Source organism: Streptomyces sp. NBC_01515 (genome assembly GCF_045040345.1).
Lineage (GTDB): Bacteria > Actinomycetota > Actinomycetes > Streptomycetales > Streptomycetaceae > Streptomyces.
The window spans coordinates 7,875,325-7,893,842 of record NZ_CP109416.1 but is presented as its reverse complement, the minus strand read 5'-3'; the positions used below and the strand labels follow the sequence as shown (position 1 = coordinate 7,893,842).

Below are 18,518 nucleotides of genomic sequence, written 5' to 3'. Positions count from 1 at the left end.
ACTCTCAGACTCCAGCGGGCACAGGGGCGTCGGACAGATCGGCGGGCGAGGCCAGGTGGCCCAGCACGGCGGTCGCGGCGGCGACCTGCGGCGAGACGAGGTGCGTACGGCCGCCCTTGCCCTGCCTGCCCTCGAAGTTGCGGTTGGAGGTGGACGCAGAGCGCTCACCGGGCGCCAACTGGTCCGGGTTCATGCCCAGACACATCGAGCAGCCCGCGTGCCGCCATTCGGCGCCGGCCTCCTTGAACACGACGTCCAGGCCCTCGGAGACGGCCTGCAGACCGACCCGCGCGGAGCCCGGGACGACCAGCATCCGTACACCGTCGGCGACTTTGCGTCCCTCGACGATTTCGGCTGCCGCGCGCAGGTCCTCGATACGGCCGTTGGTGCACGAACCTACGAAGACGGTGTCGACCTTGATGTCGCGCAGCGGCTGGCCGGCCTCCAACCCCATGTATTCCAGGGCCTTTTCGGCGGCGAAGCGCTCCGAAGCGTCTTCGTACGAAGCCGGGTCGGGGACGGACGCCGAAAGCGGCGCGCCCTGACCGGGGTTGGTGCCCCAGGTGACGAACGGCGCCAGCGAGGGACCGTCGATGACGACCTCGGCGTCGAATTCCGCGTCGGCGTCGGTCTTCAGGGTCTTCCAGTACGCGACGGCGGCGTCCCAGTCCTCGCCCTCGGGGGCGTGGGCGCGGCCCTTGATGTACTCGAAGGTGGTCTCGTCGGGGGCGATCATGCCCGCGCGTGCCCCGGCCTCAATCGACATGTTGCAGATGGTCATGCGGGCTTCCATCGAGAGCTTCTCGATGGCGGAGCCGCGGTATTCGAGGATGTAGCCCTGGCCGCCGCCGGTGCCGATCTTCGCGATGATGGCGAGGATCAGGTCCTTGGCGGTGACGCCGTCGGGCAGGTCGCCGTCGACCGTGATGGCCATGGTCTTCGGGCGGGCCAGCGGCAGCGTCTGGGTGGCCAGCACGTGCTCCACCTGGGAGGTGCCGATGCCGAACGCCAGCGCGCCGAAGGCGCCGTGGGTGGAGGTGTGGGAGTCACCGCACACGACCGTGGTACCGGGCTGGGTCAGCCCCAGCTGCGGCCCTACGACGTGGACGACGCCCTGCTCGACGTCGCCCAGGGAATGCAGGCGCACGCCGAAGTCGGCGCAGTTCTTGCGCAGCGTCTCCAGCTGGACCCGGGAGACCGGGTCCGCGATGGGCTTGTCGATGTCGAGGGTCGGGGTGTTGTGATCCTCGGTGGCGATGGTGAGGTCGAGGCGCCGCACGGGACGCCCGGCCTGGCGGAGACCGTCGAAGGCCTGCGGGCTGGTCACCTCGTGCAGCAGGTGCAGATCGATGAAGAGGAGGTCGGGCTCGCCCTCGGCGCGCCGGACGACATGGTCGTCCCAGACCTTCTCCGCGAGTGTCCTACCCATCGCTTTCCCTCCGGCCGGCGAAACAGCGCCGGCCCAACTAGAGATCTTGAGGAGACGGCGCTCGCACCCCTGGTTCACGGGCAGCCGCCGCCTGGCCCGTTGGTCCGCGGGCCGCTGTGCCTACAAGAGTTGCGCGTCTCACGAAAAAAGGAACTTGCGTTTCACAGAGTGAGACGCGAGTATCGTTTCATGGACAACAGTAGCGGCGTCGGCGTCCTGGACAAGGCAGCCCTTGTCCTGGGCGCTCTGGAGTCCGGTCCGGCCACCCTCGCGGGTCTGGTCGCGGCGACCGGGCTGGCACGACCCACGGCACACCGGCTGGCCGTGGCTTTGGAACACCACCGCATGGTGGCGCGAGACATGCAGGGCCGGTTCATTCTCGGCCCCCGTCTCGCCGAGCTGGCCGCGGCCGCCGGCGAGGACCGGTTGCTCGCCACGGCGGGCCCGGTGCTCACGCATCTGCGGGACATCACGGGCGAGAGCGCGCAGCTCTACCGCCGCCAGGGCGACATGCGCATCTGCGTCGCCGCGGCGGAACGCCTGTCCGGACTGCGGGACACGGTCCCGGTCGGCTCGACGCTCACGATGAAGGCAGGTTCGTCCGCGCAGATCCTGATGGCCTGGGAGGAGCCGGAGCGCCTGCACCGCGGCCTCCAGGGCGCCCGCTTCACCGCCACGGCCCTCTCGGGCGTACGACGCCGGGGCTGGGCCCAGTCGATCGGCGAGCGGGAGCCGGGCGTCGCGTCCGTCTCCGCGCCGGTGCGCGGCCCCTCGAACCGCGTGGTGGCCGCCGTGTCCGTCTCCGGCCCCATCGAGCGCCTGACGCGTCACCCGGGCCGTATGCACGCCCAGGCGGTCATCGACGCCGCCGCCCGCCTCTCCGAGGCCCTGCGCCGCACCGGCTGATCCGCCGGGAACATCTCAAGGAGGGCCTGCCTCAACGCCGCGGCAGGCCCTTCGTCATGTCCGGCCCCCAACTCCTGGTGGAGCACGCCGAGTTGACGCACGGGGCGGACAACGCGAAAGACCCCCCACCGAAGTGGAGGGTCTTTCCTGTACGTACCCCCGACCGGATTCGAACCGGCGCTACTGCCGTGAGAGGGCAGCGTGCTAGGCCGCTACACAACGGGGGCCCAGATCGTACGTTTCCGCAGATCAAAGCTGGTCTACCAGGACTCGAACCTAGAATGACGGTACCAGAAACCGTAGTGTTGCCAATTACACCATAGACCAAGGTGATTCAAGGTAAAGCGTACCCCCGACCGGATTCGAACCGGCGCTACTGCCGTGAGAGGGCAGCGTGCTAGGCCGCTACACAACGGGGGCCCTAGCGATCCTGCATGAGAGGCGGCGGGTGCGACCCGACCACCTTCCTGGGAAGGATCTGTACCCCCGACCGGATTCGAACCGGCGCTACTGCCGTGAGAGGGCAGCGTGCTAGGCCGCTACACAACGGGGGCTTTGCAGAGTTGACCTCTGCGGTTGCAGATGAGCTCTGCGAGCTGGCCTACCAGGACTCGAACCTAGACTAACGGAACCAGAAACCGTCGTGCTGCCAATTACACCATAGGCCACTAAGACTCAATCCCTGTCGGGATCTTGTTCTAGCGTTCGCCCCCAGGTAGCCGACCTTTCGGTCTGTTCTCCGGCGGCGCAGGAAGAACATTACCTGAAGGTGGACGGGGCTCCAAAACGGGTATCAGCGCCGAGGAGCGCGGGGAGTTCGGCGAGCGAGACGATCCGGTGCCGCCCCACGAGGGCCTCACCAGGGGCGTGCTCACCGCGGCGGTCGATCCACACGGACAGCAGTCCGGCGTCCGCGGCACCGCGCCAGTCGATCTCGGGGTGATCTCCGACATACGCCACCTCGTGCGGCGGCAGTTCCAGCGCCTCGCAGGCCGCGAGGAAGGCACCCGCCTCGGGTTTGGAGACGCCCAGCTCGGCCGCGCACAGGACGGCCTCGAAGCGGTCGTACACACCGAGAGCGCGCAGTTTGCGGTCCTGGACGATGAGGCTGGAGTTGGAGAGGACGGCGTGCCGGTGGGTGGCCGCGAGGGCGTCCAGGACGGGCAGGACATCCGGGAAGAGGGCCCAGGAGGTCTCGTAGTGGGCCTTGTAGCGCTGGAACCAGTCCTCGGCCTCGGCGTCGGTCAACTCCCGGTCCAGGAACAGCCGGACGCGGTCCAGCCGCTGTCCCTCGAACGAGACCTCGCCGGCCGAGAAGCGTGCCCAGTGGAACTCGGTGGCCAGCCGCCAGCGCTCCAGGGCGTCCGCCAGGCTCTCGTGCCCGTCGGTCAGCCCCTCGGCCAGCAGGTGCTCGCGCATGGCCGCGCGGTCCGCACCCGTGTAGTCGAACAAGGTGTCGTCGACGTCCCAGACAACGGCCCGAATGGTCATGATCCGACGGTAACCCGGGCCCCGGGGGCGCGTCTGCCCCCGGCCCGCCGTCACACGGGGACGACGAAGAAGTCCGTGACGAAGCAGGTGACTTCACCGGCCGCCGTCCGGCCGATCCAGGTGGGGTAGGCGCCGTCGCCCCAGCCGGAGGTGAAGGCCGCCAGGTTGTGCCCGGTGTCGGGGGCGGTGATCAGGTGGGGTCCCGGGGCCCACTTGGTCTGCTCGAAGGCGTCCCACAGCGGGCCCTCGTCCGCCACGCACTCCGGGAAGGAGCCGTCGACCGACGCGTCGTAGAACGCGCCCGTGCCGGCGTCGACCCCGTAGCCGTAGAACTCGTCCTCGGTGAGTGCGGCGAGGTCCTGGCCGGGCTGGAGGGCGAGTTCCCAGCCGGCGGTGGGCTCGTCCCGTATGACCAGGCGGGCGGCGGCCACCCGCAAGTGCGGGTCGTCGGACGGGAGTTGGTCGGGCCGGGTGAGGGTGGCGACGGCCGCTTCGACGCGGTAGTGGCCAGGAGTCACGGCGACCGTGAAGGGCTCGAACTCGCCCTGGCCGAGGCCGACGAAGGGGTCGCAGGCGATCACCTGGCCGGTGGGGAGCCAGAGTTGGCCGCCGTCGACGAGGTGGATCACGCCGACCGTGCCGGTCTCGTCCTCCCTGAACTCGCTGCCCGGCGTGAACAGCCAGGTGTAGTCACGAGCGGTCATCGGCATGAAAGGCGCCTCTCCTGAACGATCTTCAATGATCCGGAACCCTAACGCCCCGCGCTGACAACGCCGAAGGGACGACAGGCCGTTGCGGCTGCCGCCCCTTCACGCGTGCGTGCGTTACGCGGCCAGCCTGGCGAGGGCCGCGTCGATCCTGGCGAGGGTCTTCTCCTTGCCGAGGATCTCCAGGGACTCGAAGAGCGGCAGGCCGATCGTGCGGCCGGTGACGGCGACACGGACCGGGGCCTGCGCCTTGCCGAGCTTGAGGCCGTGGGTCTCACCGGCGGCCAGGACGGCCTCCTTGAGGGCCTCGGCCGAGGTCCAGTCCGCGGACTCCAGCTTCTCGCGGGCCGTGCGGAGAAGGGCGTCGGAGCCCTCCTTCATGGCCTTCGTCCAGGACGCCTCGTCCTCGACCGGCTCGGCCAGGAACAGGAAGTCGACGTTGTCCGTGATCTCCGACAGCACCTTCAGGCGGGTCTGCGCGTGCGGCGCGACCGCCTGCCACTTGGCCTCGTCGAAGTCCTCCGGCGCCCAGGGAGCGAACGGGGCCTGGAGCCAGGGGGCGCAGCGCTCGGTGAAGTCCTTCACGTCGAGCAGGCGGATGTGGTCGCCGTTGATCGCCTCGCACTTCTTCAGGTCGAAGCGCGCCGGGTTGGGGTTCACGTCGGAGATCTCGAAGGCCGCGACCATCTCGTCCATCGAGAAGACGTCCCGGTCGCCGGAGAGCGACCAGCCCAGCAGGGAAAGGTAGTTGAGCAGTCCCTCGGGCAGGAAACCGCGCTCCCTGTAGAGGTTGAGCGAGGACTCCGGGTCGCGCTTGGAGAGCTTCTTGTTGCCCTCGCCCATCACGTACGGCAGGTGCCCGAAGGAGGGGATCTCCTTGGCGATGCCCAGGTCGATCAGCGCCTTGTAGAGGGCGATCTGGCGCGGGGTGGAGGAGAGCAGGTCCTCGCCGCGCAGGACGTGGGTGATCTCCATCAGGGCGTCGTCGACCGGGTTGACGAGCGTGTACAGCGGGGCGCCGTTGGCCCGGACGATGCCGTAGTCCGGCACGTTCTCCGCGGTGAACGTCAGCTCGCCGCGGACCAGGTCCGTGAAGGTGATCGTCTCGTCGGGCATCCGGAACCGGACGATCGGCGTGCGGCCCTCGGCCCGGTACGCCTCGACCTGCTCGGCGCTGAGGTCGCGGCAGTGGCCGTCGTAGCCGGACGGCTTACCGGCGGCGCGGGCGGCGTCGCGGCGGGCGTCCAGCTCCGCCGTGGAGCAGTAGCAGTGGTAGGCGCGGCCGGCGTCCTGGAGCTTCTGGGCGACGTCCCTGTAGATGTCCATCCGCTGCGACTGGCGGTACGGCGCGTGCGGGCCGCCGACCTCGGGGCCCTCGTCCCAGTCGAAGCCCAGCCAGCGCAGCGAGTCGAGCAGCTGGTCGTACGACTCCTCGGAGTCGCGGGCCGCGTCGGTGTCCTCGATGCGGAAGACCAGGGTGCCCTGGTGGTGCTTGGCGAACGCCCAGTTGAACAGGGCGGTGCGGACCAGGCCCACGTGCGGGTTGCCGGTCGGCGAGGGGCAGAAACGGACGCGTACGGGTGCGCTAGCCACGCTTGACAACCTTGTTCGTGAGAGTGCCGATGCCTTCGATGGAGACGGCGACCTCGTCGCCGACGGTGAGCGGTCCGACGCCTGCCGGGGTGCCCGTGAGGATCACGTCGCCGGGGAGCAGCGTCATGGCCTCGGTGATGTTGACGATCAGATCCTCGATCGAGTGGATCATCTCGCTGGTGCGGCCGAGCTGGCGCTGCTGTCCGTTGACCGTGAGCTGGATGGTGAGGTCGCTCGGGTCGAGGTCCGTCTCCACCCAGGGGCCGAGCGGGCAGGAGGTGTCGAAGCCCTTGGCCCGGGCCCACTGCTTCTCGCGCTTCTGGACGTCCCGCGCGGTGATGTCGTTGGCGCAGGTGTAGCCGAGGATGACGTCCTTGACGCGCTCGCGCGGGACCTCGCGGCACATCCGGCCGATGACGACGGCCAGTTCGGCCTCGTGGTGGAGGTCCTCGGTGAAGGAGGGGTACTGGATGTCGTCGCCGGAGCCGATCACCGAGGTGGACGGCTTGAAGAAGGCGAAGGGGACGTCCGGCACCTCGTTGCCCAGTTCGCGGGCGTGCTCGGCGTAGTTGCGGCCGTAGGCGACGATCTTGTTCGGGAGGACCGGCGGCAGCAGCCTGACCTTGCTGAGCGGGACCTTCGTACCGGAGAGCTCGAAGTCCGCGAACGGGATGCCCTTGATGATGTCGAGGACGAGCTCGTCCGGCTTGTCGCCCTCGACCGCGCCGAAGGCGACGTTCCCGTCGATGGAGAATCTGGCGATGCGCACGGGATCCTGGCGCCCCTCACTGAGCTGGCTGGAGTCTGACGCTCCAGGCTAACGCGGTGCGGGGCCCCTCCTCGCGCGATTACTCCGCGGCGGCGGTGACCGGGATCTCCATGAGGATGGTGCGGCGCGGGTTGGCGGTCTGGGCCGGCAGGTCGAGCGAGTGTTCCTGCAGCTCCGGCGTCTGCAGCGGCTCGGCGTCCGTGAGGTGCGCCAGCGTCGTGCGTCGCGGGTTGGCAATGTTGCGGAACATCATCGTGGTCTTCACTGTTGTACTCGACCCTCGTCGTCCGTGGGTGGGTGGTTGGCAGTATGTGCCCTCATGTAAAGCGTCAGGCTAAACATCCAATTCCCGGCCGAAGACGCGAAGGGCCCCTGATCCGGGTGTGAGTTTGCTCACGGCCGTATGGGCAAAGCGACCAATTCGGACCCCCAACTCACCTCAACGAAACGGACATTGCCCCCTTGAAGCTGCTATTCCGCTCCTGATCATGGCGACTTGGGCACATGGCATGCCCCTGGAGGCCGTGCGGATATGCACCCTTTGGGGTGAATAGCTTTCTACGTCTCGTGACGCACCCCTCACGCGGTGTCACACAGGTCACAGCCTGGCCTACGGGCCTTGTTGGAGATCCGGCACTGTGCTGGAATTCCACGGACCGCCGCAGAATCAGCCCGGCGCGCAGAGGGCGCAACGCAGCGCCAGGGGCGGCGGAAGGGGGAGCAGCGCCGGTCACTCACGACCACACACTGGGGGGCGCGTTCAGGGCGCTCCCTAAGACGCCGACACCGTCCTTCCGTTCGCGCGGAGGGGCGCCTGGTCCAGAGGTTGCGACGCTAGTGCAGGGACGTTTCAAGAGGGATGGCAGTGCTTCGGCGGAGCCGGAGCCGCATGGCGGGGCTGGCCCCAAGACCGGCAGCTCCTCGCCCCAGCACGCCCAGAACCCGGGCCCGGCGCCGTCAGGTGACGGTGGAGGCCCCGGGCGCCCCGGTGTGTCCGCAGCCCCGACCCCCACGCCCCCGGTGAAGCCGCCGTCGGGCGCACCAGGACCCGGACCGCGCGTCGCTCTGCGTAACTGGCGCATCTCCACGCGCCTGGTCTCGCTGCTCGCGCTCCCGGTGGTCGCGGCGACCTCGCTGGGCGCTCTGCGCATCAGCGACTCGATGACCGACATCCAGCAGCTCGACAACATGAAGCTGCTGACGGACATGACCAAGCAGGCCACCGAGCTGGCCACCGCGCTCCAGGAGGAGCGCGACCAGTCGGCCGGTCCCCTCTCGCACGGCGGCAAGGCCACCGACTACGAGGTCAAGGGCTACGAGGAGAAGACCGACCGCGCCCGCGACAACTTCATCAACGCCTCGGAAGAGGTCGACAGCGCCAGCAAGAGCGGCAACCTCCAGGGCGTCCGGGAGAGCCTGGTCGGTCTCGCGACCGAGCTGGACAACCTCGACAAGATCCGCAAGACGGCGTACCAGTCGAAGGGCAACTCGACGCAGACGGTCGACGCCTACCACCGGCTGATCAGCCAGCTGCTGGACCTCTCGCAGGACATGGCGGAGGCCACCAGCAACCCGGAGATGATCCAGCGCACCCGCGCCCTGGCGGCCTTCTCCGCCGCCAAGGAGTTCTCGTCCGTGCAGCGCGCCGTGATCGCGGCGGCCCTGCCGAACAACAACACGCAGCTGGGCACCCTCTCCCCGAACGACCGGCTCTACGCCGACTCCGCTCTGGAGAGCGAGAAGTCGGAACTGAGCATCTTCCGCAACATCTACGGCAACCAGGGCGCCGAGGACCTCATCTCGCCCATCGAGGACGGCAACCCGACCATCGAGTCGGCCGACACCTACGCCCAGCGTGTCCTCGACAACCAGAACGGCCTGGCCTCGCTGGACAAGCGGTCCTACAAGGACTGGGTGGACGACAGCTCGACCAAGATCGAGCAGATGAAGAAGATCGAGCACACGCTGCTCGAAGACATGGAGCAGAAGGCCCGCGAGCTGCGCTCAGCCTCCGAGCGCGAGGCGATCATCTCCGGTGCGCTGATCCTGCTCGTGCTCGGCGTCTCCCTCGTCGGCGCCTTCGTCATCGCCCGGTCCATGATCCGCTCGCTGCGCCGCCTCCAGGAGACGGCCAACAAGGTCGCCCAGGACCGGCTGCCCGAGCTGGTCCGGCAGCTGTCCGAGTCCGACCCGCAGGACGTCGACACGTCCGTGGAGTCGGTCGGTGTGCACTCCCGGGACGAGATCGGCCAGGTGGCCTCGGCCTTCGACGACGTGCACCGCGAGGCCGTCCGCCTCGCCTCCGAGCAGGCCATGCTGCGGGGCAACGTCAACGCGATGTTCACCAACCTCTCGCGCCGCTCCCAGGGCCTCATCCAGCGTCAGCTCTCGCTCATCTCCGAGCTGGAGTCCCGCGAGGCCGACCCGGACCAGCTGTCCTCGCTCTTCAAGCTCGACCACCTCGCGACCCGCATGCGCCGTAACGGCGAGAACCTCCTGGTCCTCGCCGGTGAAGAGCCCGGCCGCCGCTGGACCCGTCCGGTCCCGCTGGTCGACGTGCTCCGCGCCGCCGCCTCCGAGGTGGAGCAGTACGAGCGCATCGAGCTGTCCTCCGTGCCGACCACCGAAGTGGCCGGCCGTGTGGTCAACGACCTCGTGCACCTCCTCGCCGAGCTGCTGGAGAACGCGACCTCCTTCTCCTCGCCGCAGACCAAGGTCAAGGTCACCGGTCACGCGCTGCCCGACGGCCGCGTCCTGATCGAGATCCACGACACCGGTATCGGCCTCTCCCCCGAGGACCTCGCGGCGATCAACGAGCGGCTCGCCTCGCCGCCCACCGTGGACGTCTCGGTCTCCCGCCGCATGGGTCTGTTCGTGGTCGGCCGCCTCTCGCAGCGCCACGGCATCCGCATCCAGCTCCGGCCGTCCGACTCCGGTGGTACGACCGCGCTGGTCATGCTCCCCGTCGACGTCGCCCAGGGCGGCAAGAAGCCCGCTCCGGGCAAGCCCGGCCAGGCCGCCGTCGGTTCCGCCGCGGCGGCTGCCGCGGCCGGTGCCGGTGCGGCCCGCCGGGGCAACGGCCAGACCGGCTCCGCGCTCGGCGCGGGTGCGCCCGCCGGTGGCAACGGTGGACTTCTCGGTGCCGGGGCCGCTCCGCGCGGCCAGGTCGGTGCCGGTCAGGGCCCGCGGGCCGCGCTGCCCGGTACGGGCGGTGGACGTCCGGGTGGACCCGGCGGTCCCGGTGGTCCGGGCGGTGCGCGTGGGCCTCAGGGTCCCTCGGCGCCGCAGGGCCGTCCGGCCGCGGGTTCCGGTGCCGGTCTCTTCGGCCAGGCTCCGGGCGCCCCGCAGGGCATGCAGGCGGCCGGTACGGGTACCCCGCAGGGCTTCAGCGACGGTCGCCAGGACGCCTTCGGCGGACCCCCGCCGCAGGGCAACCCGGTGCCGCCGCAGCGCACGGGCAACGACGAGCCCGAGCCGCCCCGCGGTGGTGGCCGGCGGCGTGGTGGCCGTCAGCCGCAGCTCCCGCCGCGCGGTGGTGCGCGGGCCGAGCTGCCCGGCGGCAACAACAACCAGCGTCCGAGCTGGAGCGACGAGAACGCGCAGCCCCCGCTGGGCCGCGGCAACCTCGACGCCCCGCGCGGTCACGACGAGCGGGACGCCGAGCAGACCTCCCGGATGCCGCGCATCGACGACCGCCAGGGCCCCGCGGCCACGACGGAGATGCCGGCGATACCGCGCCTCGACGCGCAGAACACCGGCCAGTTCCAGCGTCCCGGCACCAACGGGTCGCAGAACACCGGCTCGTTCCCCCGCCAGGGCGCCAACGGCCCCCAGGACACAGGGCAGTCCGCACGTCCCGGGGCGAACGGATCGCAGGGCGGCGGGCAGTTCCCGCGGCCAGGTACGGGCGGACCGCAGGACACCGGCTCGTTCCCGCGGCCGGAGTTCGACACTCCGCGTCCCGGCGCCAACTCCCCGCAGAACGGCGGCCAGTTCGTCCGCTCGGACGTCTTCGGCACCCCGCCGAGTGGCCCGTCGAGCCAGGCCAACAACCCGTCGAACCCCGCCAACACGGGACAGTTCGCTGTCCCGCAGGCGTACGACCCCAGCTCCACGGGCCAGTTCGCGACACCCGGCTTTGACAACGGCTCCACCGGTCAGCACAATCTGCCGAACCGTCAGAACCCCGCGAACACCGGGCAGTTCGAGCGGCCGCAGGTCAACGGGAACCGCAACGGCGCCGACCTCGGCTCCGGGCGACCGCCCGCCCCGCAGCGTCCCACCCGCCAGGAGCCCGAGGCGTTGCCGCCTGCCACGGGTCCCGGTGACGGCAGGACGCCGCTGTACGACACGCTGGAGACCAACTGGTTCCACGGCCAGCAGGCGGAGCAGCAGAGCCAGACCAACGGCTCCGCCCCCGCCCCGCAGCCGCAGGCACCGTCTGCTCCGGCGACACCCCCCCAACGACCCACGGGCGGTACGTGGCGCAGCTCGCCGAACGACGATCTCGTCCGGCAGGCAGAGCGTGTACGGCAGCCGGCCGCGGGCGGCGTCACCACCTCCGGCCTGCCGCGCCGGGTGCCCAGGGCGAACCTCGTCCCGGGCACGGCTCAGCAGCAACAGCACCAAACCGGTCCGCAGGTCTCCCGTGCGCCTGACGACGTACGCGGCCGGCTGACCAATCTCCGTCGGGGCATCGCACAGGGTCGACAGGCCGGTACGGGTACCGGCCAGACCGGCAGCTTCCCCAGCCCCACTCACCAGCAGGAGCGTTAGTTGAGCCAGATGAGCCAGGCGGCACAGAACCTCAACTGGTTGATAACCAACTTCGTGGACAACACCCCGGGTGTGTCCCACACCGTCGTCGTGTCTGCCGACGGACTCCTTCTGGCCATGTCCGAAGGGTTCCCGAGGGACCGCGCCGACCAGCTCGCGGCCGTGGCCTCCGGGCTCACCTCGCTGACGGCCGGGGCATCCCGGATCTTCGAGGGCGGCGACGTGGCACAGACGGTCGTGGAGATGGAGCGGGGATTCCTCTTCCTCATGTCCGTCTCGGACGGCTCGTCCCTGGCAGTGCTCGCGCACCCCGAGTGCGACATCGGTCTCGTCGGCTACGAGATGGCACTGCTCGTCGACCGTGCGGGGGCGGTCCTCACACCGGACCTGCGCGCCGAACTCCAGGGCAGTCTGCTTCACTGACCGGCCCCGGCACCACCCGTCTCACCAAATCACCGTCCGGCCGCCACAATCCCCCCACCGGCCCTGTCAGACGGCTAGCCCGACCGACTTGCTGTCCCGCCCGGAGGATTCATGACCCCGCCCACCGCCTCTCACGACCCGTACGCCGAGCCGTACGGGGACGAGGGCGACCAGCCGCTGGTCCGTCCGTACGCGATGACCGGCGGCCGGACCAGGCCGCGCTACCAGCTCGCCATCGAGGCGCTGATCAGCACCACGGCCGACCCGGCAGCGCTGATGGGACTGCTCCCTGAGCACCAGCGCATCTGCCACCTGTGCCGCGAGGTCAAGTCGGTGGCCGAGGTGTCGGCACTCCTCGCCATGCCCCTCGGTGTGGCCAGGATCCTCGTCGCGGACCTCGCCGAGGCCGGACTGGTGGCCATCCACCAGCCGGGCGGCGACGAGAACAACGGCGGCGCACCGGACGTGACGCTGCTCGAAAGGGTGCTCAGTGGACTTCGCAAGCTCTGACGGAGGGCGGGCGACCACCTCCGCGAAGATCGTGGTGGCGGGTGGCTTCGGCGTCGGCAAGACCACGTTCGTGGGTGCCGTCTCGGAGATCAACCCGCTGCGCACGGAGGCCGTCATGACGTCCGCGTCCGCGGGCATCGACGACCTCACCCACACCGGGGACAAGACCACCACCACGGTGGCCATGGACTTCGGACGCATCACCCTGGACCAGGACCTGATCCTGTACCTCTTCGGTACGCCGGGTCAGGACCGTTTCTGGTTCATGTGGGACGACCTGGTGCGCGGCGCGATCGGCGCCGTCGTCCTGGTCGACACCCGCCGTCTCGCCGACTGCTTCCCCGCGGTCGACTACTTCGAGAACTCGGGTCTCCCCTTCGTCATCGCCCTCAACGGCTTCGACGGGCACCAGCCGTACAACCCGGAGGAGGTGCGCGAGGCGCTGCAGATCGGCCCGGACGCACCGATCATCACGACGGACGCCCGGCACCGCTCGGACGCGAAGAGCGCGCTGATCACGCTGGTCGAGCACGCACTCATGGCCCGGCTGCGGTAGCTTGCGACGGGGCTCTGCATGCAGTTCTCAAGTCGGCAGCGCCATACGGCACTTGTCGTAGACACCCCGGAGCCGGCTGTGGCCTTTGACACGGTCGGCCCCGGTGTTCATAACGTTTCGGCAGAGGAATCCGGTGGTACCGCAACACGTCGCGGTCATCCGGTGCCACTGCGCTAACAAAGCCCCGTCTTTTGGCGGGGCTCGCTCTTTATGACCGTTTTATCTGGGGCTTACATCACTCGGAATCCGCCGTTCCGACTGTTTGGAATCGCGCAGGCTGACGTGCTGGAATGCCTGAACTGCCCAATAGTCAACGACGTACTGATAGGCAGAGGTCGTTGACGGGCTTGAGACACTGCGGCACGACGATAGGTGCCGACCGCCGGAAGGTTGTTGGTCGAGTGAGGCGAAGCAAGAACGGTCCCGAGCCGTCGGCCCGGGGCAACTTCACCCCGCCGCCGCGCGGAGCGGCGCCCGCCCCTGTGCCCGGCTCGGAGCCCACGGCGCTACCCGCTCCGAGCGGCACCCGTTTCTCCCCCCGCAACTGGCGGGTGCCGACCAGGCTGAACGCGATTCTGCTCATACCCGTGGTGGTCGGCCTCGTCATGGGCGGCTTCCAGGTGAAGAGCTCGATCGACACCTGGCAGAACGCCGAGGACGCGGAGAAGACCGCCCGCCTGGTGCAGGCGGCCCTGACCTACAGCAACGCGATCACCAACGAGCGTGACTCCACCGCCGCACCGCTGCTGCTGGGCAAGGGCGTGAAGGACCCGACGGTCGTCGCCGCCCGCAAGGCCACGGACGACGCCGCGGACACCTTCGACAAGGCCGCGCAGAACATGCCGGACCAGTCGGGCCTGGAGCGCCGGCTCAGCCGTTTCCGCAAGGTCGAGCCGCAGCTGACGTCCATCCGGGCCGCCGCGTACACCACCAAGTTCACGGGTGTGCAGACCGAAGAGGCCTACGTGAACCTGGAGCACCCGCTCCTTGAGTTCTCGAACGAACTGGGCCTCGGCACCGGCAACATCACCAGCTACGGCCGCTCGGTCTACGCCATCGCACTCGCCAAGGGCGCGCTCTCGCTGGAGCGTTCCATCGGCATGCACCTGCTGGTGAAGCCGGGCCCCGGCCAGGGCAGCCTGGCCACCCAGCGCACCGCCATCACCTCGTACGCGTACCTGGAGGGCATCGCCATCCAGGAGTACCAGGCGGGTGGTACCGACGCGGACATCGCGAAGCTGAACACGGCCATGGCGAAGGTCAAGACCGACGGCGCGACCATGGTCAAGCAGGCCGCCGCGCAGGCGAAGGCCGCCAACGAGACGTATGTGCCGCCGCCGGCGAACCCGATCGACATGATCACGGCGATGTCGCAACTGCAGACCACCGACACCTCGGCGCGTGCCGCGCTCGCCGAGAAGGGCATCACCGCGCAGAACTGGTGGGCCGGCACGACCCTCAAGTACGAGGCGTACCGCAAGATCGAGGAGGACAAGGCCGACACCGCGGTGAGCGAGGCGTCGGACATCGCCGACACCGCCAAGCGGGACGCCATCATCACCGGTGCCGCCGTCGTCGTCGCCCTGCTCCTCGCCTTCATCCTGGCCGGTGCCGTCGCCCGGCAGATGAGCCGCGCGATGCGCCAGCTGCGCAACGCCGCCTTCGGCATCGCCGAGCAGCGGTTGCCGATGCTGGTCGACCAGCTCTCGCGCACCGACCCCGGCCGGGTCGACACCCGGATCTCGCCGATCCCGATCAACACGACCGACGAGATCGGCGAAGTCGCCAGAGCCTTCGACCAGGTCCACCGCGAAGCCGTACGACTGGCCGCCGAGCAGGCCCTCCTGCGGGGCAACATCAACGCGATCTTCACCAACCTCTCGCGCCGCAACCAGTCGCTGATCGAGGGCCAACTGACCCTGATCACCGAGTTGGAGAACAACGAGGCCGACCCGGACCAGCTGGAGAACCTCTTCCGCCTGGACCACCTCGCGACCCGTATGCGCCGCAACGGCGAGAACCTCCTGGTCCTCGCCGGCGAGGAGCCCGGCCGCCGCTGGGACCAGCCGGTCCCGCTGGTCGACGTGCTGCGCGCCGCCTCCTCCGAGGTGGAGCAGTACGAGCGCATCGAGCTGTCGGGCGTCCCGGAGGCCGAGATCCACGGCCGCGCCGTGACCGACCTCGTGCACCTGCTCGCCGAGCTGCTGGAGAACGCGACGACGTTCTCCTCCCCGCAGACCAAGGTCCGCGTCACGGCCACCCGTCTCCCCGACGGCCGGGTCATGATCGAGATCCACGACAAGGGCATCGGCCTCACCGCCGAGGACTTCGCGGACATCAACCACAAGCTGGCCAACCCGCCGACCGTGGACGTCGCGATCTCCCAGCGCATGGGCCTGTTCGTGGTCGGCCGCCTGTCCGACCGGCACGGCATCCGCGTCCAGCTCCGCCCCTCCGGCGAGCAGGCCGGCACGACCTCGCTGGTCATGCTGCCGGACGCGATCACGCACGGTGGCGGTGGCGAGTCGCAGCTCCAGCGCGACGAGTTCACCGTCTCGCAGATCATGCCGGAGCAGCCCCAGCAGCCGCAGTACCAGGGCGAGGACTTCAACCAGGCCCCGCTGCGCACGGCCGCCGAGCTGGGCTTCGACGACACCCGCTACCCCGAGGTGCCGGACGACATCCGCGAGCTGGACCCGGTGGGCCGCTCGCTGATGCGCGAGGAGCGCCGCGCGGCCCTGGAGTCCCAGAAGCCGGGCCAGGAGCTCGAAGCGGGCGAGTACCGGGAGTACAACGAGTTCGACGCCCCGCAGCAGCAGCCGTACGGCAACGGCCAGCAGGGCTACCAGGACCAGCCGACCGGCTTCACCGGTCAGCCGGCGTACGAGGAGCAGCAGCAGACGTCGTACGACGAGCCGCGCCAACCCTCGTACGACGAGCAGTACTTCGCGCCGAACGGCGCCGCGCCGCAGGCCGACGCCTTCCCCGACTCCTTCCCGTCGAACGGCGGCTACCCGGAACCCGGGTACGCGGAGCCGGCGCAGGAGGAGCACGCGTCACCGCACCCCACGGGGCCGGAGACGTATCCGGGCTTCGAAGAGCCGTCCTACCAGGACGACTGGCCCCAGCAGGACGGTTACCGCAACGGGTACCCGGACCAGTACGCTCCGGAAGCGGAGTCCACGCAGGCCGCTGACGTGAGTGAGCGGGACCACGTAGGCTTCGAGCGTCCGGGACCGACCCCCTCCGCCGTCCACGCGCTGACCGACGCCGGACTGCCGCGCCGCGGTTCGGCCGCGAACGGTACGAGCACGAACGGTTCGCAGCCCGCGCAGCCGGGGCCGTCGGCCTCAGCGGCGCCGGAGAGCAAGGTCGATGTCTTCGGCACCGCGAACGGCGGCACCGGAGCCGTGGACTGGCGCTCGGCGAACGACGAGCGCTGGCAGCAGGCGTCGGCACTGAAGAAGCCCAAGGCGGGCGGGGTCACCTCCTCCGGCCTGCCGAGGCGGGTACCCAAGGCCAACCTGGTCGAGGGCACCGCCGAGAGCACCCCCCAGGGAGGCCCACAGGTCTCCCGCGCTCCCGAGGACATCCGGGGCAGGCTGAGCAACCTGCGCCGCGGCGTCCAGCGTGGACGGAGCGAAGGCAGTGAAACGAACGGTCAGGGCTTCGGCTCCGACAGCACCTACAACCAGGAGCGTTAGTTGTGAGCCCGATGAGCCAGGCGGCGCAGAACCTGAACTGGTTGATCACCAACTTCGTGGACAACACCCCAGGTGTGTCCCACACGGTGGTGGTCTCCGCCGACGGACTCCTTCTGGCGATGTCCGACGGCTTCCCGCGTGACCGTGCCGACCAGTTGGCGGCCGTCGCATCGGGCCTGACCTCGCTGACCGCGGGCGCCTCCCGCATCTTCGAGGGCGGCGCCGTGAACCAGACGGTTGTGGAGATGGCGCGGGGATTCCTCTTCCTCATGTCCGTATCCGACGGTTCCTCCCTCGCGGTCCTCGCACACCCCGAGGCGGACATCGGCCTCATTGGGTACGAGATGGCCCTTCTGGTGGACCGTACCGGCTCGGTCCTGACCCCGGACCTTCGATCAGAGCTCCAAGGGAGCCTTCTCAACTAACCAGCGGACGGTGCGTTTTGGCGTTCTGAGCCATAAGGTTTCGGGACGCGGCTCCACATTGATGGGTGCCCGGCACAGTCGGAGGAGGAGAAAGTGGCAACACCCCCAGGCGGTTCGTCTTCGGGCAACTGGTCGTACGGCCCCGGCCAGGGGCAGGGCGACGGTTCCCAGAACCGGTACAACTTCCCCTCCTCGCCGTCCCCGCGTCGCCCGCAGTACCCGCAGGGCCCCGGTCCTTCGCCGTACGACCAGCCGCCGGCGCCGCGCATCCAGCCTGTGCAGCCCCATCGACGCTCCCCCGAGGCGGCGCCCGCAGGGTCGTCGAGCAATCCCCTGGTGCGTCCGTACGCCATGACCGGCGGCCGGACGCGCCCCCGCTACCAGCTCGCCATCGAGGCGCTGGTGCACACGACCGCGCAGCCGCACCAGTTGCAGGGCCAGTTGCCCGAGCATCAGCGGATCTGCAACCTCTGCCGGGAGATCAAGTCGGTGGCCGAGATCTCGGCCCTCCTGACGATCCCTCTCGGTGTGGCCAGGATCCTCGTCGCCGACTTGGCGGAGGCAGGCCTGGTCGCCATTCATCAACCCGGCGGCGACGAGAACGCCGGCGGCCAGCCAGATGTGACACTGCTCGAAAGGGTGCTCAGTGGACTTCGCAAGCTCTAGCGGAGGGCCTTCCCGCTCCACGACCTCGGCGAAGATCGTGGTGGCGGGCGGCTTCGGCGTGGGCAAGACCACGTTCGTCGGGGCCGTCTCGGAGATCAACCCGCTGCGTACCGAGGCTGTGATGACGTCCGCGTCCGCGGGCATCGACGACCTCACCCACACCGGAGACAAGACGACCACGACGGTCGCGATGGACTTCGGACGCATCACCCTGGACCAGGACCTGATCCTGTACCTCTTCGGTACGCCGGGCCAGGACCGCTTCTGGTTCATGTGGGACGACCTGGTACGAGGCGCGATCGGCGCGATCGTCCTGGTCGACACCCGCCGTCTCGCCGACTGCTTCCCCGCGGTCGACTACTTCGAGAACTCGGGTCTCCCCTTCGTCATCGCCCTCAACGGCTTCGACGGCCAGCAGCCGTACAACCCGGACGAGGTCCGCGAGGCCCTGCAGATCGGCCCCGACGCCCCGATCATCACGACGGACGCCCGCCACCGCGCGGACGCGAAGTCGGCACTGATCACCCTGGTCGAGCACGCGCTGATGGCCCGCCTCCGGTAAC

General features: G+C 69.5%; 15 protein-coding genes and 5 tRNA genes. 9 read left to right on the top strand and 11 right to left on the bottom strand.

All coding sequences use genetic code 11. The features are described from left to right. Positions 1–4: 4 nt before the first annotated feature. A complete protein-coding gene (gene leuC, locus OG407_RS35810; protein WP_405863671.1) occupies positions 5–1,429 on the bottom strand; it encodes a 3-isopropylmalate dehydratase large subunit in 1,425 nt (474 codons plus the stop codon). A 189-nt stretch (positions 1,430–1,618) separates the two neighbouring features. On the opposite strand from leuC, the gene ndgR reads away from it, so the two are divergent. Further along, positions 1,619–2,335: an IclR family transcriptional regulator NdgR gene (ndgR, locus tag OG407_RS35805; protein WP_019068721.1), complete on the top strand. Its 717-nt coding sequence runs from the start codon at positions 1,619–1,621 to the stop codon at positions 2,333–2,335. 154 nt (positions 2,336–2,489) lie between these two features. On the opposite strand, the gene OG407_RS35800 is transcribed toward ndgR, so the two are convergent. The 10 genes from OG407_RS35800 to OG407_RS35755 all read right to left on the bottom strand — a co-directional run bounded on the left by OG407_RS35800 (position 2,490) and on the right by OG407_RS35755 (position 7,160). Continuing rightward, positions 2,490–2,562, bottom strand: a tRNA-Glu gene (locus OG407_RS35800). Between the two features lie 28 nt (positions 2,563–2,590). Then, a tRNA-Gln gene (locus OG407_RS35795) sits at positions 2,591–2,662 on the bottom strand. Between the two features lie 20 nt (positions 2,663–2,682). Then, a tRNA-Glu gene (locus tag OG407_RS35790) sits at positions 2,683–2,755 on the bottom strand. Between the two features lie 61 nt (positions 2,756–2,816). Further along, positions 2,817–2,889: transfer RNA gene (locus OG407_RS35785), tRNA-Glu, on the bottom strand. Between the two features lie 42 nt (positions 2,890–2,931). Next, positions 2,932–3,003 (bottom strand) — tRNA-Gln (locus OG407_RS35780). A 91-nt stretch (positions 3,004–3,094) separates the two neighbouring features. Then, the gene (locus tag OG407_RS35775) at positions 3,095–3,826 is read right to left on the bottom strand and encodes an HAD family hydrolase (protein ID WP_405863669.1); all 732 of its coding nucleotides are present in this window, start codon (positions 3,824–3,826) and stop codon (positions 3,095–3,097) included. A 50-nt stretch (positions 3,827–3,876) separates the two neighbouring features. Beyond that, a complete protein-coding gene (locus tag OG407_RS35770; RefSeq protein WP_405863667.1) occupies positions 3,877–4,536 on the bottom strand; it encodes a DUF4241 domain-containing protein in 660 nt (219 codons plus the stop codon). 114 nt (positions 4,537–4,650) lie between these two features. Further along, on the bottom strand, positions 4,651–6,135 hold the full coding sequence (gene gltX, locus OG407_RS35765; protein WP_405863665.1) for a glutamate--tRNA ligase: 1,485 nt from the start codon (positions 6,133–6,135) through the stop codon (positions 4,651–4,653). Continuing rightward, entirely contained in the window at positions 6,119–6,895 is a 777-nt protein-coding gene (locus OG407_RS35760) for a fumarylacetoacetate hydrolase family protein (protein ID WP_329349295.1), read from the bottom strand. The genes gltX and OG407_RS35760 overlap by 17 nt, the downstream gene beginning before the upstream one ends. 79 nt (positions 6,896–6,974) lie before the next feature. Continuing rightward, positions 6,975–7,160 carry a hypothetical protein gene (locus OG407_RS35755; RefSeq protein WP_019058645.1) on the bottom strand — a complete coding sequence of 62 codons (186 nt, stop codon included), beginning with the start codon at positions 7,158–7,160 and terminating at the stop codon, positions 6,975–6,977. 572 nt (positions 7,161–7,732) lie between these two features. On the opposite strand from OG407_RS35755, the gene OG407_RS35750 reads away from it, so the two are divergent. The 8 genes from OG407_RS35750 (at position 7,733) to OG407_RS35715 (ending at position 18,517) form a co-directional block, all read left to right on the top strand. Then, entirely contained in the window at positions 7,733–11,671 is a 3,939-nt protein-coding gene (locus tag OG407_RS35750) for a nitrate- and nitrite sensing domain-containing protein (protein ID WP_405863662.1), read from the top strand. A gap of 9 nt (positions 11,672–11,680) precedes the next feature. After that, on the top strand, positions 11,681–12,094 hold the full coding sequence (locus tag OG407_RS35745; RefSeq protein WP_005479910.1) for a roadblock/LC7 domain-containing protein: 414 nt from the start codon (positions 11,681–11,683) through the stop codon (positions 12,092–12,094). A 111-nt stretch (positions 12,095–12,205) separates the two neighbouring features. After that, positions 12,206–12,604 (top strand): DUF742 domain-containing protein, encoded by a 399-nt coding sequence (locus tag OG407_RS35740; RefSeq protein ID WP_019058642.1) that lies wholly within the window; start codon positions 12,206–12,208, stop codon positions 12,602–12,604. Beyond that, a complete protein-coding gene (locus OG407_RS35735; RefSeq protein ID WP_006375318.1) occupies positions 12,585–13,160 on the top strand; it encodes an ATP/GTP-binding protein in 576 nt (191 codons plus the stop codon). The genes OG407_RS35740 and OG407_RS35735 overlap by 20 nt, the downstream gene beginning before the upstream one ends. Before the next feature lie 401 nt (positions 13,161–13,561). Continuing rightward, positions 13,562–16,864, top strand: coding sequence for a nitrate- and nitrite sensing domain-containing protein (locus OG407_RS35730; protein ID WP_405863660.1), 3,303 nt, complete (start codon positions 13,562–13,564; stop codon positions 16,862–16,864). Positions 16,865–16,875: 11 nt separating this feature from the next. Further along, the gene (locus OG407_RS35725) at positions 16,876–17,289 is read left to right on the top strand and encodes a roadblock/LC7 domain-containing protein (protein ID WP_365306985.1); all 414 of its coding nucleotides are present in this window, start codon (positions 16,876–16,878) and stop codon (positions 17,287–17,289) included. A gap of 93 nt (positions 17,290–17,382) precedes the next feature. After that, positions 17,383–17,955, top strand: a complete 573-nt coding sequence (locus OG407_RS35720; protein WP_405863658.1) for a DUF742 domain-containing protein — start codon at positions 17,383–17,385, stop codon at positions 17,953–17,955. After that, positions 17,936–18,517, top strand: a complete 582-nt coding sequence (locus OG407_RS35715) for an ATP/GTP-binding protein (RefSeq protein ID WP_100572095.1) — start codon at positions 17,936–17,938, stop codon at positions 18,515–18,517. The genes OG407_RS35720 and OG407_RS35715 overlap by 20 nt, the downstream gene beginning before the upstream one ends. The last annotated feature ends 1 nt before the right edge of the window (position 18,518 follow it).

Coding starts and splice junctions, on each gene's coding strand:
- ndgR (WP_019068721.1), top strand. CDS start 1,619: ATGGACAACAGTAGCGGCGTCGGCGTCCTGGACAAGGCAGCCCTTGTC.
- OG407_RS35775 (WP_405863669.1), bottom strand. CDS start 3,826: ATGACCATTCGGGCCGTTGTCTGGGACGTCGACGACACCTTGTTCGAC.
- OG407_RS35745 (WP_005479910.1), top strand. CDS start 11,681: ATGAGCCAGGCGGCACAGAACCTCAACTGGTTGATAACCAACTTCGTG.
- leuC (WP_405863671.1), bottom strand. CDS start 1,429: ATGGGTAGGACACTCGCGGAGAAGGTCTGGGACGACCATGTCGTCCGG.
- OG407_RS35740 (WP_019058642.1), top strand. CDS start 12,206: ATGACCCCGCCCACCGCCTCTCACGACCCGTACGCCGAGCCGTACGGG.
- OG407_RS35725 (WP_365306985.1), top strand. CDS start 16,876: ATGAGCCAGGCGGCGCAGAACCTGAACTGGTTGATCACCAACTTCGTG.
- OG407_RS35770 (WP_405863667.1), bottom strand. CDS start 4,536: ATGCCGATGACCGCTCGTGACTACACCTGGCTGTTCACGCCGGGCAGC.